Annotated in this window: 11 protein-coding genes and 2 pseudogenes; 9 read left to right on the top strand and 4 right to left on the bottom strand. The window is 40.6% G+C overall.

The annotated features are described in order from the left end of the window. Positions 1–87 precede the first annotated feature (87 nt). From A5875_RS09300 to A5875_RS09260, 9 genes and pseudogenes are all read left to right on the top strand, one after another. The gene (locus tag A5875_RS09300) at positions 88–624 is read left to right on the top strand and encodes a hypothetical protein (protein ID WP_254911894.1); all 537 of its coding nucleotides are present in this window, start codon (positions 88–90) and stop codon (positions 622–624) included. 175 nt (positions 625–799) lie between these two features. Then, a pseudogene (locus A5875_RS09295) lies at positions 800–952 on the top strand (hypothetical protein); the annotation flags it as partial. 6 nt (positions 953–958) lie between these two features. Next, a pseudogene (locus A5875_RS09290) lies at positions 959–1,039 on the top strand (ATP-binding cassette domain-containing protein); the annotation flags it as partial. A 206-nt stretch (positions 1,040–1,245) separates the two neighbouring features. Further along, a complete protein-coding gene (locus A5875_RS09285) occupies positions 1,246–2,202 on the top strand; it encodes a glycosyltransferase family 1 protein (protein WP_141108279.1) in 957 nt (318 codons plus the stop codon). 124 nt (positions 2,203–2,326) lie between these two features. After that, positions 2,327–3,127 carry a 4-hydroxy-tetrahydrodipicolinate reductase gene (gene dapB / locus A5875_RS09280; RefSeq protein WP_088933331.1) on the top strand — a complete coding sequence of 267 codons (801 nt, stop codon included), beginning with the start codon at positions 2,327–2,329 and terminating at the stop codon, positions 3,125–3,127. Between the two features lie 458 nt (positions 3,128–3,585). After that, on the top strand, positions 3,586–4,746 hold the full coding sequence (locus tag A5875_RS09275; RefSeq protein WP_088933330.1) for a cystathionine gamma-synthase: 1,161 nt from the start codon (positions 3,586–3,588) through the stop codon (positions 4,744–4,746). Positions 4,747–4,788: 42 nt separating this feature from the next. Further along, entirely contained in the window at positions 4,789–5,562 is a 774-nt protein-coding gene (locus A5875_RS09270) for an amino acid ABC transporter substrate-binding protein (RefSeq protein ID WP_088934663.1), read from the top strand. A 17-nt stretch (positions 5,563–5,579) separates the two neighbouring features. Further along, on the top strand, positions 5,580–6,233 hold the full coding sequence (locus A5875_RS09265) for an amino acid ABC transporter permease (RefSeq protein ID WP_088933329.1): 654 nt from the start codon (positions 5,580–5,582) through the stop codon (positions 6,231–6,233). An 11-nt stretch (positions 6,234–6,244) separates the two neighbouring features. Then, positions 6,245–6,976, top strand: a complete 732-nt coding sequence (locus A5875_RS09260) for an amino acid ABC transporter ATP-binding protein (RefSeq protein WP_088933328.1) — start codon at positions 6,245–6,247, stop codon at positions 6,974–6,976. A gap of 45 nt (positions 6,977–7,021) precedes the next feature. On the opposite strand, the gene A5875_RS09255 is transcribed toward A5875_RS09260, so the two are convergent. From A5875_RS09255 to A5875_RS09240, 4 genes are all read right to left on the bottom strand, one after another. Beyond that, complete coding sequence (locus A5875_RS09255) at positions 7,022–9,679, bottom strand: cation-translocating P-type ATPase (protein WP_088934662.1); 2,658 nt, start codon at positions 9,677–9,679, stop codon at positions 7,022–7,024. Positions 9,680–10,087: 408 nt separating this feature from the next. After that, positions 10,088–11,161: a glutamyl aminopeptidase gene (gene pepA / locus A5875_RS09250; protein WP_088933327.1), complete on the bottom strand. Its 1,074-nt coding sequence runs from the start codon at positions 11,159–11,161 to the stop codon at positions 10,088–10,090. A 19-nt stretch (positions 11,162–11,180) separates the two neighbouring features. Continuing rightward, complete coding sequence (locus A5875_RS09245) at positions 11,181–11,921, bottom strand: class I SAM-dependent methyltransferase (RefSeq protein WP_088933326.1); 741 nt, start codon at positions 11,919–11,921, stop codon at positions 11,181–11,183. A gap of 157 nt (positions 11,922–12,078) precedes the next feature. Further along, the gene (locus A5875_RS09240) at positions 12,079–13,518 is read right to left on the bottom strand and encodes an amino acid permease (RefSeq protein WP_088933325.1); all 1,440 of its coding nucleotides are present in this window, start codon (positions 13,516–13,518) and stop codon (positions 12,079–12,081) included. Positions 13,519–13,929 lie beyond the last annotated feature (411 nt).

The raw sequence follows: 13,929 nt of genomic DNA, 5'->3' as shown, positions 1-13,929 counted from the left end.
CAAGCAGAAACCGGGTTGTTACTCTGTTGCGGATCTGTCTCTTATACACATCTAGATGTGTATAAGAGACAGGCTTTAGCCATCATCATGTTATATAGTGGAATTTTTCAAGATAATTTGTTTTTGAATATTTTTCTGATGCTGTTGATCGCTGGGCTGGGAGTCTATCTTTTTTTAGAAAAGCAAAAATTTTCGGAAGTGTATCAAGCGTTTCTTGAAGAGAACCAGCCAGAGGTGCAAATTCATAGAATCCAAGAAGAAGAGTACAGCTACAATGTAGTAGATGATGATGAGAAAGTTCGTATCAATAAAAAAGGTGTGCGTAACTTGCCTTCCAATAACAAACAGTATACGATGATGGTCGGTTTTTCTAAGGCTTTCTTTTCTCGTGAACCATTGCAGATCGTGTATTACGACATGCTTGATCTTACATATGAAGAGAGTTTCCGATTAAAACGTAATGGATACAGTTCTATGCCGCGTTTTTTACGCCGCTTTACCTTGAGCAATCTAAGAGCCAGTGCGGGCAATGCGGTCAGCTTTATCTTTGGAAATATCTTCCTTTTATTCATTCTATTTCGTTTATTACGTTATCTATGGTCCTTTTTACGGATGTTTTTCTAATACCACATTTAATCATTTGAGATGAATAGCTCAAATGATTTTTTTGTATTTAAAAATATGTTCGAATCGTGTGTTTCGATTAAAAATTTAAATGATATATAGTGTTTTTTTGATGTATTAATCCTGTCTCTTATACACATCTAGATGTGTATAAGAGACAGCATCTGGATCAGGGAAGAGTACGCTATTGCGTTCAATTGATTTATTAGAAACGCCAGACAGCGGGAAAATCAAGATTGATCCGGACAATCTGTCCTTTCCGCAAAATTTGTCCTTTCGTCAGCTAAAGGAATATCGCTGTCTCTTATACACATCTAGATGTGTATAAGAGACAGTCTTGGGACCATCTGGATCAGGGAAGAGTACGCTATTGCGTTCAATTGATTTATTAGAAACGCCAGACAGCGGGAACTTCCTCTTATACACATCTTATAGTGTTTTTTTGATGTATTAATCAGTGTTAAAAAAATTTTTGGCGTATCTTATTTTGAAAGTATAAAACAGACGAGATTAGTTAGAAAATTATTTTTGAAATAGGAAGGAAGAAAAGCTATGCCAACACAACAATCATTAAGTCAAAGACAAATTTTCGGAATGAAAAGAGAATCGTTACAAAAGAAAGTGGAAAATTTTTATTCAGACACTCAAAATGCAGCAGTGGTAGTGGAATTGGCTATCGCAGTCATGATCAGGAATTCGTTTGTGGTCGGGGATTTTTCTTTACTTTTTGCAGAACTGATACACGAAATCTATCTTCATACAGAGGCAACGGACTTATTGCGCCGATTCTGCCCATTCTTTGAAAATTACTTTGACCATGATGAGTGGAAGCTGGTTAAGGCTAGGATGTTTAAGAATTCCAAGGACTATCGTAAGTTAAATGATAGCCTTTGTGGGTACAAAAAATATTTACAAGAAAAAACAACTCCAGTCGAAAAATTGGATGGCCAGCAATACAAACTCATTTCGGTTTTCGAGGATGCTAATGGCAAGCTGCATACTTGGAATTTGGGAGATGCCGATCCAGAAATAGCAATAGAAAAGGCTGATGCGTTATTGAGATTGTTGACGACATTGACAATCTTTCAAAAGGCTGGTGTTAGAAGATTTGTGAAGGTAGAGAAATCGGATATCGTAAATTGCACACGTAAAGCGCTTGTACAAAAAGAAAAAGTGCAGAAAGATGATGAGATAAGCGAGGAAATCTCAGCAGACACTGATATGGTGAATAGCAGTGATGAGATGTCGATAAGTGTTGCAAATGAAGAGGGAAATGTTAATCAAATCCTGGAGAAAGAACCGCTTCGTGAATCGTTGTCTAAAAAAACACATGAAACAGCACCGTCGTCCCTCCAAAAAAGTAATGCGACAGCAACGATGACTGAGGAACAAAACAATTCCACGTCTAGAAAACCATCAATGGCACTTTCCGCATATCAGAAAAGCAAAGCAGTCTATAAAAAACCAAAAAGCGAGAAGCAAAAGGACCGGGAATACAAGGAAGAGCTGCTTAAGGGAACAAAGTATGGAAAAAAGAATAAACACGAGGCAAGAAAGAAAAAGAAAAAACGTAAATAGCTTTTGTACTACCCATTTTCGATAAGAAAAATTCTTTGTTACGACCAATTTAATAATCCTTCTTTCACCGTACATGGTAAACTATTTTTGAAATCGTTTTACTGTTTATTTGAGGAGGAGAAAAATGATTAAAACAATTGTTGTCGGACCACGTGGTAAAATGGGGCGCTTGATTACACAGATTGCAGCTGATAGTGAGGAATTAACTCTAATAGCCGGAGTTGGACCGAGCGGACGAGACTATATTGGACAAGATTTAGGACGAGTAACTGTACTTGGACGTGATCTTGGTATCCCCGTCGTGGATAACTTGGCAGAAGTGATCGAAGACTGTGACGTAATCATCGATTTTTCTACAAAGGAAATGGGTTTAGAAACTTTGCGTTTAGCAAAAGAACACAAAAAAGCTTTGGTTTGTGGAACTACCGGTTTCAGTCCAGAGGAAAAGGCATTATTTTGTCAGGCTGGTGAGGTGATCCCCATGCTATATGCCGCAAATACGTCTAAGCTGGTTAATGTTATGAATAAGCTCCTGCAAATGGCAACAGCAGCGATTGGTGAAGAAACAGATATTGAAATCGTAGAAATGCATGACCGCTGGAAAAAGGATGCACCAAGCGGCACCGCCAAAGAAATGGGTGAGTTGATTGCTCATGAGTTGGGGGAGGAACTTTCTGATCTAGCAACTTATGGTCGTGAAGGATCAGGCGAACGAAAACTAGGCTCAATCGGATATCATTCTGTGCGAATGGGGGACACGCCAAGCAGTCACACTGTTTTCTTTGGTGGCTTGGGCGGGCGCTTAGAAATCAGTCATCATTCAACAGATTGGCACGGTTTTGCCAAGGGAGCTTGTGACTGTGCGATTTTCTTAGCCAAGCAGAAACCGGGTTGTTACTCTGTTGCGGATGTTTTAAAATTATAGAAAATAATTTAGTTATTTTTTGGTCTGTTTTCAAGCGTCAGAAAAGTTGAATTAGAAACAGATTTTTTGAGTTGTAATAAATCAAGTTGTAGTTATTTAAAAAAATTCTGGAATTTAATTGATTGACTTCTCTTTTTGTAAATGCTAAATTGAGTGCAATCATTTAAGGAGGTCAGAACTCATGGCAAACGACATTGCGAAACGTAATCTTCAAACAGTTGAATCAGCATGTTGTTGTATGGTGCAAAAAAGCAGCATACGAATTTGTCATGCCTATTAACTGTTCTGAACTCGTTTGATAAAGAAGGATACTTCTAAAATTTTAACGAAGTCAAGAGGTGCAGCTTTAATAGCTTGCACCTCTTTTTTTGTACACAAAATTCAGGATTGGGGGAATCACTATGTGTTGTTGCTTGGCAGATAAACACAAAAAAACTTATTAAACAGGAGGAAATATTATGCATTTATCAACCAAATTGATTCACGGAGGAATTAGCGAAGATCCATTGACAGGAGCAGTCAGCGTACCAATCTATCAAACTTCGACTTATCGCCAAAAGAAAGTCGGACAGCCGGGAGATTTTGAGTACTCTCGTTCGGGCAACCCGACACGCTTAGCCCTAGAAGAGTTGATCGCTGAACTGGAAGGCGGAGTGAAAGGTTTTGCTTTTGGCTCCGGTTTAGCAGCAATCCATGCAACCTTATCACTATTTCAGCCGGGAGATCATTTGATTTTAGGCGACGACGTTTATGGCGGCACCTTCCGTTTATTGGAGCATGTTTTCAAACCGCTTGGCCTTAGTTACACGATGGTAGACAGCCGTGAGTTGTCGCAACTTGAGGATGCATTAACAGATCATACCAAAGCACTTTACTTAGAATCGCCTAGTAATCCCTTATTGAAGATTATTGATTTAGAAAAGAGTGCTGCGTGGGCAAAAGAGCATAAGTTATTAACAATCGTGGATAACACTTTTGCTACGCCATATTTGCAGCAGCCATTAGCACTAGGTGCGGATATCGTGTTGCACAGTGGAACGAAATACTTGGGAGGTCATAGTGATTTAGTCGCTGGTCTGGCAACAACCAATAAGGAAGAACTTGCTGAAAAAATTGGATTTTATCAAAATTCGGTGGGAGGGGTCTTAGGACCGCAGGATAGCTGGTTGTTGCAGCGAGGGATCAAAACTTTAGGTGTTCGAATGGAGGCGCATCAAAAGAATGCTGAAACGATCGCCAACTATTTAGCAGACCATGCTGATGTGGCTAAAGTTTATTATCCAAGCCTAGCGGATCATCCTGGTCATGAGATCGCTGCAAAACAAATGCACGGATTTGGCGGCATGGTGGCTTTTGAATTGGTGAATGAAAACAAAGTTGCAGAATTCGTCGAGGCATTAAAAGTGATCACCTTGGCCGAAAGCTTAGGTGGTGTTGAAAGCTTGATTGAAGTTCCAGCCATCATGACCCATGCGTCGATTCCAAAGGAAAAACGGGAAACTTCTGGAATCAAGGATGGATTGATTCGCTTGTCTGTCGGGATTGAAGACATAACAGATTTGAAAAATGACTTGGAGCAGGCCTTTACGGGTATACATGGTGAAGAAACAGCAAAATAAAAGTTCGTTAATCGTAAGGTATCTAGGAAGGAAATGAAGAAAATGAAAAAATCAATTATTGCAGTTGCTAGTTTGTTAGTCGTCGGAGTTTTATTTCTGGCCGGTTGCCAGTCAAAAGATGACAGTGAAGCCAGTTCAAAGAATGTTTTACGGGTAGGAACTGAAGGAACCTATTCACCTTTTTCTTATCGTGATGATAATGATAAGTTGACTGGCTATGACGTAGATGTCGCAAAAGCGGTTGCTAAAAAAATTGACTATAAAGTTAAATTTGTTGAAGCGCCGTGGGATTCAATGCTGGCAGCCTTTGATGCGAAGAAGACAGACGTAGTATTTAACCAAGTCGCGATCACTCCTGAGCGTAAGGAGAAATATGTATTTAGTACGCCTTACTCTGTTTCTCATCCAGCATTGATCGTAAATAAGGACAATAACGAAATTAAAGATTTCGCGGATTTAAAGGGAAAAACCTCTGCTCAGTCATTGACCAGCAACTATGCACAAATGGCAGAAGAGCTTGGTGCGGAAATCTCTAGTGTCGATGGTTTTAGCAAGGCAGTGGAACTAGTTGTTGATAATCGCGCAGATGCTACATTGAATGATGATGTGACCTATTATGACTACTTAAATCAAAAACCAGATGCGCCGATCAAAATTGTGAAAACTTCAGATGAAGCGACAGAGGTAGCGGCGATGTTTCATAAAGGTGACGAAAAATTAGCGGAAAAAGTTGACAAAGCTATCAAAGAATTAGAAGCGGATGGTACATTAACCAAGCTGTCAGAAAAGTATTTCAAGAAAGATATCTCTAAGTAAAGGAAAGGGTATGTAAAATGGAACGAACGATTGATATTATTCAAAGCTCGGCGCTGCCGTTGTTTTGGGCATTGCTAAAAATGACGATTCCTTTGACCTTGATTTCTTTTGCTTTGGGAATGATTTTGGCACTGGTTACTGCCTTAGCACGGATTTCAAAAAATCGCATCTTAAATGGAATTTTCTTCTTATATGTTTGGATCTTCCGCGGAACACCGCTTCTGGTTCAATTGTTTATCGTCTTTTTTGGACTTCCATCGGTGGGAATTCAAATGGATGCGTGGACAGCCGCGATTTTAACCTTTTCACTAAACACCGGCGCGTATGCTTCTGAAAACATTCGTTCCGCTTTACTAGCGATTCCTCAAGGTCAATACGAATCGGCTGCGTCGTTAGGGATGAGCCGTTGGCAGATTTTATATCGGATTATTGCGCCGCAGGCTTTCAAGATCGCTTTGCCGCCGCTATCTAATAACTTTGTTAGTCTTGTCAAAGATACTTCACTTGCAGCCAGTATCACGATTGTTGAGATCTTTATGACTGCCCAAAGGATCGCTGCTCGAACTTATGAGCCGTTATTGTTGTACAGCATGGTGGCAATCTATTATTTGGTCTTTTGTACCTTCTTGAATTATCTGCAGTCTGTACTTGAAAAACGGATGGTCTATTAGGGGGAAGAAATATGTTAACAATCGAAAAATTAAACAAAAGTTTTGATGGCAACCAAGTTTTAAAAGAAATCAATTTAACCTTTCAACCTGGTGAGACGACAGTCATCTTGGGACCATCTGGATCAGGGAAGAGTACGCTATTGCGTTCAATTGATTTATTAGAAACGCCAGACAGCGGGAAAATCAAGATTGATCCGGACAATCTGTCCTTTCCGCAAAATTTGTCCTTTCGTCAGCTAAAGGAATATCGCGGTCATTTTAGTATCGTTTTTCAAGCGTACAACCTTTTTCCCCACTTGACGGTGATTCAAAACGTCATGGAAGGTCCGACACAGGTGAAGAAAATTTCAAAGAATCAAGCGCGAGAACAGGCAGAACAATTACTGAATAAAGTTGGTTTGCTGGACAAAGCAGCAGAGCATCCTAAACAATTATCTGGCGGACAAATGCAGCGGGTGGCGATTGCTCGAGCGTTAGCGATGGAACCGGAGTTTATGCTTTATGATGAACCAACTAGCGCACTTGATCCAGAGCTGGCCCAAGAAGTGCTGCAAGTCATCAAAGATTTAGCCGAATCAGGCAATGGGCAAATCGTTGTGACTCACCATTTGGAATTTGCTCGTAAAGTGGCTGATCGTATCGTTTTTCTAGAAGGTGGGCAAGTTACTTTTGACGGTAGTAGTCAAGCATTCTTTGAAAGTGATAACTTGCGGATTCAACGATACCTGCAACAATTTTTATAACAGGAAAAAACGGTAGTGCCGAGCTGGCATTACCGTTTTTAGTGTTTAGCATTTATTTAACTGTGTTTTTACTTTGGGTTCTTGAATCTTTACTAAAATTAATTTAGTGACTTCCATTAGCAGAACTGCTGAAGCGGCTAAGACTAGTGCCAAACCAATATCATTCAGAGCAAAAGCTGCTGGAATAGCAAAGACTTCTCGCAACCCTGGCAACAATGTCAGGCTGAATAACCCAGCACAGACAAGGATTGCAAGCAAGACCATTTTATTAGAGAACAAACCGACTTGCAGCGACGTTTGGGTATTTGAACGAGCGGCAAAGGTTTGTAATGTGCGACTCAAAATTAAGGTAGAGAAGGCCATTGCGACACCCATTTCAGCTGATTGCTGGTTTCCAATCCATTGGGCTGTAATTACAGCTGCAGCAATCAAGATTCCTCTATAGGTTACAGAGATCAATGTTTTACCAGTAAAAATACCGCTGTTTGGATCACGAGGTTGGCGTTTCATAATTGTTGGTTCTGCTTTTTCCATTCCCAATGCAATTGCCGGCAAAGAGTCATTGACCAAGTTGATAAAGAGTAGTTGTAAGGCGGTAAATGGATTTGCCCAACCGATCACCAATGCAAAAACGATTGCAATAATCGCACCTAAATTTCCAGCAAAAAGATAGGCAACAGCCTTTTTGATATTATCAAAAACATTTCGGCCGACTTCGACGGCCTTAATGATTGAAGCAAAGTTATCGTCGGTCAGCACCATCGCTGCTGCATCTTTGGCTACGTCAGTTCCAGTTCCCATCGCGATACCAATATCTGCTTGTTTTAGGGCAGGGGCGTCATTAACACCGTCACCGGTCATAGCGGAGATTTTTCCTTTATCCTGCCAAGCACGTACAATGCGGATTTTATTTTCTGGAGAAACACGAGCATAAACCGTGATTTGTTCCAATTGTTCCGCCAATTCGGTTTCGCTCAGCTGATCCAATTCAGCACCTGTCAACGCGAAATCGCCTTGCTGGAAGATTCCAATCTCTTTTGCGATAGCAACCGCAGTTGTCTTGTGATCTCCTGTGATCATCACTGTTTGAATGCCTGCAGAATTAGCATCTGCCACGGCCTGGAAAACTTCTTCTCTTGGCGGATCAATCATTGCTAATAAGCCGACTAATACAAGATTTTCTTCATCCGCCAGGGCCAATGAATCAGTCGAAACCTCCTTATAAGCAAAAGCTAGAACACGCAGGGCACGTTCAGAGAAAGCTTCGTTTTGTTTCTGAAAACGCGTTTTAAGTTCAGGTGTAAACTCAACGGTCTGTCCATCAAGTAAAACCTTTGAGCTGCGTTCAAAAACAATATCGGGACCACCTTTAGTCACCATGATTTTCTGCTGATCAATCGTGTGGAGTGTTGACATCAACTTACGATCAGAATCAAATGGTAATTCCGCTTCACGAGGATATTTTTTACGCAGTTCACGATACGATTGATTTTTACTTTCACTGAAATCAATCAATGCTATCTCAGTCGGATCACCTAGTTTTGTGCCATCATCGCTAATCGTAGCATCATTAGCCAATACACTGATCTCGATCAAGCGTTGTTCGTCTGCTTCCCAATTTTGGGGATCACTTGAAAATTCACCGCTTTGTCCATCAGCTAAGAAATGCTCCACGACAGTCATCTTATTTTGCGTCAATGTACCCGTTTTATCAGTACAAATAATACTCGTTGAACCTAGTGTTTCCACAGCTGGCAGCTTGCGAATGATCGCATGCTGTTTTGCCATTTTCTTTGTTCCTAAAGAAAGAACGATCGTGACGATTGATTGCAAAGCTTCAGGAATCGCCGCTACGGCTACAGCGACCGCGAACATAAAAGCATTGACGATGTCTTGCGTCATATCCGTTGAACCGTCTAGGAAAACCCGCAGTAATTGTATTCCTAAGATAATCAGCGATAAAATCAAAATCGCAAAACTTAATTTTTTACTGAAGCTATCCAAGCCGCGTTGCAACGGTGTTTTTTGTTCAGTTGTTGATTCCAATAGTCCAGCAACTTGACCGATTTCAGTCTCATTGCCAGTTGCTGTTACTAAGAATTTCCCGCGACCGTAAGTAACGATCGTACCGCTAAAGACCATATTGATCCGATCACCGATGGGAACCTCTTGGTTTAATGTGCTGATTTCTTTTTCAGCCGGAGTAGATTCCCCTGTCAGCATACCTTCATCAACTTTTAATGACCCAGCTTCAAGTAGGCGCCCATCAGCGGGTACATAATCACCGGCTTCTAAAATGACGATATCACCAGTCACGATTTCATTGGCAGGAATACTTTGCTCTTGTCCGCCTCGAAGAACACTGGCATCTGGTGCAGACAGCTTTTTCAAAGCATCTAGCGAACCTTCCGCCTTTTTCGTTTGAATCACACTTACGAACGAGTTTAGCAGCAGTACGGCGAAGATAACAAGTGATTCAACATGGGCACCCATAACCATTTGTATGACCGCGACGATCAGCAGAACGATCACCATCGCATCTTTGAAGGTTTCTAAAAATAAAGTCAGCGAGGATTTTTTCTTCGCTTCTTTTAATTGATTCGGTCCATTTTCTTGCAGTCGCTGTTGAGCTTCTGCTTGACTTAAACCTTCAGGTGCAGTGTTTAGTTCTTTCATTAATTCATTTGTTTCTTGCTGGTACATGTGTTTTGTCAATTTATATCCTCCAATATTTTTTATTCACTTGATTCGGCAATTTTTTTGCAAGTAGATGATGACTGGTGTGTGCTTGAGAAGACTAACTTGTGAATGAGAGTCATCTCATAGTACGAACTCGCAAAAAAAGAGACCCAAGGCAAGCGTTTAAACTTGTCTTAGGTCTCACCATTTCATACGATACCAGAAAACCATTGCTGGTTGACTTACTGTTGATATCACAACAACTTTCATTGCCGGTTACTCCCCTAAGGAGTTATTAATATGTTTAAATCCTAACGGAAAACATTTTTGATTGCAAGAAAAATGCTGAACTGTCAAAATTGATGCGGCAAATAAGTTAGAAAAACCTTGATAGTCTTGTTTTTTTGAAGTTATTTAATTTTTATTAAGGGACTATTTTCCGGCAACGATCGTCTTGATCGTACTTTCATCTAAACCTTTTAGAACTTGGATCAGCATTTCTCGGGCAGCATCAAAATCAGCGATACTGAACATTGTTTGGTGAGTGTGGATATAGCGTCCGCAAACCCCGATGACTGTACTTGGAATTCCTTCATTTGCAGTATGTGCCGCACCCGCATCTGTTCCACCTTTGGAAACAAAGTATTGGTAAGGGATATTGTGCGTTTCCGCGGTATCTAAGAGATATTCCCGTAAGCGAGGAAGTAAGATCATACCAGGATCTTGGATACGCAGTAAGGTTCCTTCGCCTAAATGACCAAAGGTTCCGTTGGTCGTGACTAGATCATCAGCCGCTGAACAATCCACCGCGAAGAATAAATCTGGCTGAAATTTTGTGACAGCAGGTTTCGCCCCACGCAAGCCAACTTCTTCTTGTACGTTGGCACCAGCGATCAAAGTGTAGTCCAGTTTTTCTTTTTGCAAGGCTTCTAGTGCTTCTAATACGACAGTGCAGCCATAACGATTATCCCAAGCTTTACTGATAATATTTTTGCCATTTGCGGTTTTAACCGTTTCAGTTTTGGGGATGATCGTGTCACCAGGCAGGACACCATAGGCTAGCGCTTCATCTCTGGATTCAAAGCCGGCATCAAAAAGGATATCTTCAACTTTGACTTGACCTTGTCCGTTGGTTCCTCGCAATAGATGCGGTGGAACAGAAGAGGAGATACAAGGATAGTTGCCCTTGCTGGTTTTTAAGGTAAAGCGTTGTGCAGAAACCACATAAGGATTCCAGCCGCCTAAAGGTACTACCTTAAATAATCCGCGAGGAGTAATCTCTGTCAGCATGAAGCCGACTTCGTCCATGTGAGCTGCCACCATCACTCTTGGTTTGTTTTCATCAGTTTGACGCAGACCAAAAATACCGCCTAAGCCATCTTGCTGCACCTCATCGACTAATGGTGTGATCGCATTACGCATGTAACTGCGAATATCTTCTTCAAAGCCGCTGGTTCCCTGCAGCTCGGTTAATTCTTTGATTCGTTGAAAAGTTTTTTCTTCCATCTAAATTCCTCCTCAAATGTTAAGATCCGTTCTCATTATAAGTCTTTGGTACGTGAAAATAAATTAATTCAAAATCGAGAAATTGCTGATTGCTTTTTTGTTGCGACTCTCCAAAAGCTTTCTCGGTAATCTCGGCCAATTCCGTTAAAGAAAAATCCTCTGCAAAGTATTCTTGGAAAAATTCACGACTGAACTCTTCGTGTTTGGTATAAGAAAATCGTTTCGTCCGATAGGAAATTTGCATTTCATCTAGAAATGTTTTACAGCGTTCATTTAAAAGCAAATCAGGATTCTTTTCTTCATAGGAAGAGAAGAGCTGATCTTCATCCTTGACCACCCGCAAGAGTAAACACCAATCTTTACTGGCTTGGCAAAAATCCAGTAAATCTGTTTTAGTCTGCAACGCAGGGTTCATCGCTGAAAAGACAAGATCATAGCTCTGTTTTTTTCGATTCAGAAAAACTTCCTGAGCTTGATTGATGAACTGGACATTTGTATCAGCTTTCTCAGCGGCAAGCTTTAGCATCTCTTGAGAAATGTCCAATAGATCGTATGCTTTTACATATTCTTGGAATGTAGATAAATAGCGACCTGATCCACCCGCAAGATCCAAAAAAGTTTGGCAGGGGAGAATTTTTTCTGCTAGCAAGAAATCCCGCAAATCTTCAGCAATTGGAAAAGGAGATTCTTGTTGAATCGCTTCATATTCTTCGGCGAAATCATTCCAAAATAATTCAAGGTCATTTAAATATTCAGACATAATAATCTTCTTTCTAAGCATCGATTTTCTTCAGTATACACTTCAAAAAAGTGAATTTGAACTCTGGCGAATGAGGAGCTTCTTTTCAGCTAGTTAACAGAAAAAAATCTTGCCTTGATTAAACAAGGCAAGTAAATGGAATAGAGTCGCGTAATCTTTACTTTAATTTCTGCTGCTCGCGCTTGGCGATCATCGGCAGGATCATTCCAAGGAGGATCAAGACGATCGGTGTAACGATATTTGAGATCAATTGGAATATCCAAGAGCTGGGATCGGCTGCGTAATCCACTTTAGGCAGCATGCCTAAAATACAAGCAAGAATCGTGAAGGCAAAGCACCAGAAACCAACGAAGAAGCCAATTTTCGGATTTTTAATGAATTTGTACTCGGAATTGAATTTCTTGTATTGTGCATTCAGCATCATGTAAGCGAAGAATACCCAGATATAGCGCATCGGCATTACGATGGAATTTAGATTAGTCAGCCATTGCACTAAAATACTCATACTCTTGATACCAAAAATTGGCAGGATGATGATAATGCTCACGAGTAGACCAGTCAGTAAATAGCCATTGACTAAAGTGCCTTTTTTACTTTTTTTGCGCAGCCACTGAGGAACATACTCAGGATCAGCGTCTGATAATAAGATTTTTAGAGGTGCATCGATGGAGAAAGCTAAGGCGGAAGATTGAACGGCTGTTTGAGCCAAGCCATAGATAATCATCAAGAGATTGCCGACGCCTAGATGATTCCCTAAGATTTGGAAGGCGCTGTATGCACCATTAGCCATCAAGTCATCTGGGATATTATTGCTGTCAAACAGCATTCCCATTGCTACAGAACCAAGGACGGCACTCAAACCGATCATCGTTGCCATGAAGATCATAGCTTTCGGGAAATTCTTTGTAGGTCGATCAATTGAATTTACATAAGGGGAAATCTTTTCAGCACCGCCAACAGCAAAAACCAACATAGAAATGGTGGCGAAGTAGTTTAGGTTGAAATCTGGAATGTACGTTTTAACGTCACCCATATTAGGTGTTGCGGTCTTAAATGAAGGATCAATAAATGGAACAGCGACAGCTAAAATGATGAATAAAATCGACATAATCAGCATCCCTGAACCGGCCACACTTCCGATAACTTTCAGCGTGGTCAGACCTTTTGTGGAAAGAAATAAAAAGATTAAGAAAATAATCAATGAAATGATGGCAACAGTCTGAACGCTCATATCAGTGGCGACCTGACCATTTCCTTTGAATACCCAGCCAAGGGCGATCAAAACGGATTGCGGCTTTTGCGCTAAGTAGGTGATGTGGACGACCCAATAAGTCCAAGCGGCGTAATAGGCGAGCTTTCTTTTGCCCGTGGTTTCCTTAACCCACGAACTGACCCCGCCGGAGCTTGTTTTAAAGGTGGAGCCCAATTGTCCGACGATCAGTGCGTACGGAATAAAATAGAGGAGCATGATCAATATCCAAGATACTACGACAGAAATTCCTTGCTGGGCATAATTATTGACGACATTACCGAAGCCCCAGACCATACTAAAAGCAATCATTGAAACAGTGAACCAGCGGATCTTTTTATCAGCCATTTGTTTTTCTTCCCTTCTCTCTAAGTGCGAAACTTCACATGACTATAGATAAAACGCTTACACGTTCTACTTATAAGTATAAAGAAGATAAGCAACAATATAATTCACTTTACAGATTTCTAATTTACTTTTTGGTAATTATCATTTTATCAGCAAATCTATTTTTTTCATTTGCCAGAATCGTGATAGAATGGGCTTTGAAGCAACTACAAACCTTTAATCGAATCATTTGCGAATTTTCATGTTAGCAGGTTGCGACCTATAAAAAAGTACTGGAAGTGAAAAGATGGAAATCAGACAGAGTGAAAGAGCAGCTTTAATGCCTTTTTTAGATGAAGTATTTGAACAGCAGCACAAAACACAATTTTCGGATAATATGTTGGATGCAGATGAAAAGACGCTAGCCTATGG

This window comes from Enterococcus sp. 3H8_DIV0648 (assembly GCF_002140655.1).
In the GTDB taxonomy this organism is placed as follows: Bacteria; Bacillota; Bacilli; order Lactobacillales; family Enterococcaceae; genus Enterococcus_A; species Enterococcus_A hulanensis.
The sequence above is the reverse complement of the archived record's forward strand: the minus strand, read 5'-3'. Positions and strand labels throughout refer to the sequence as shown.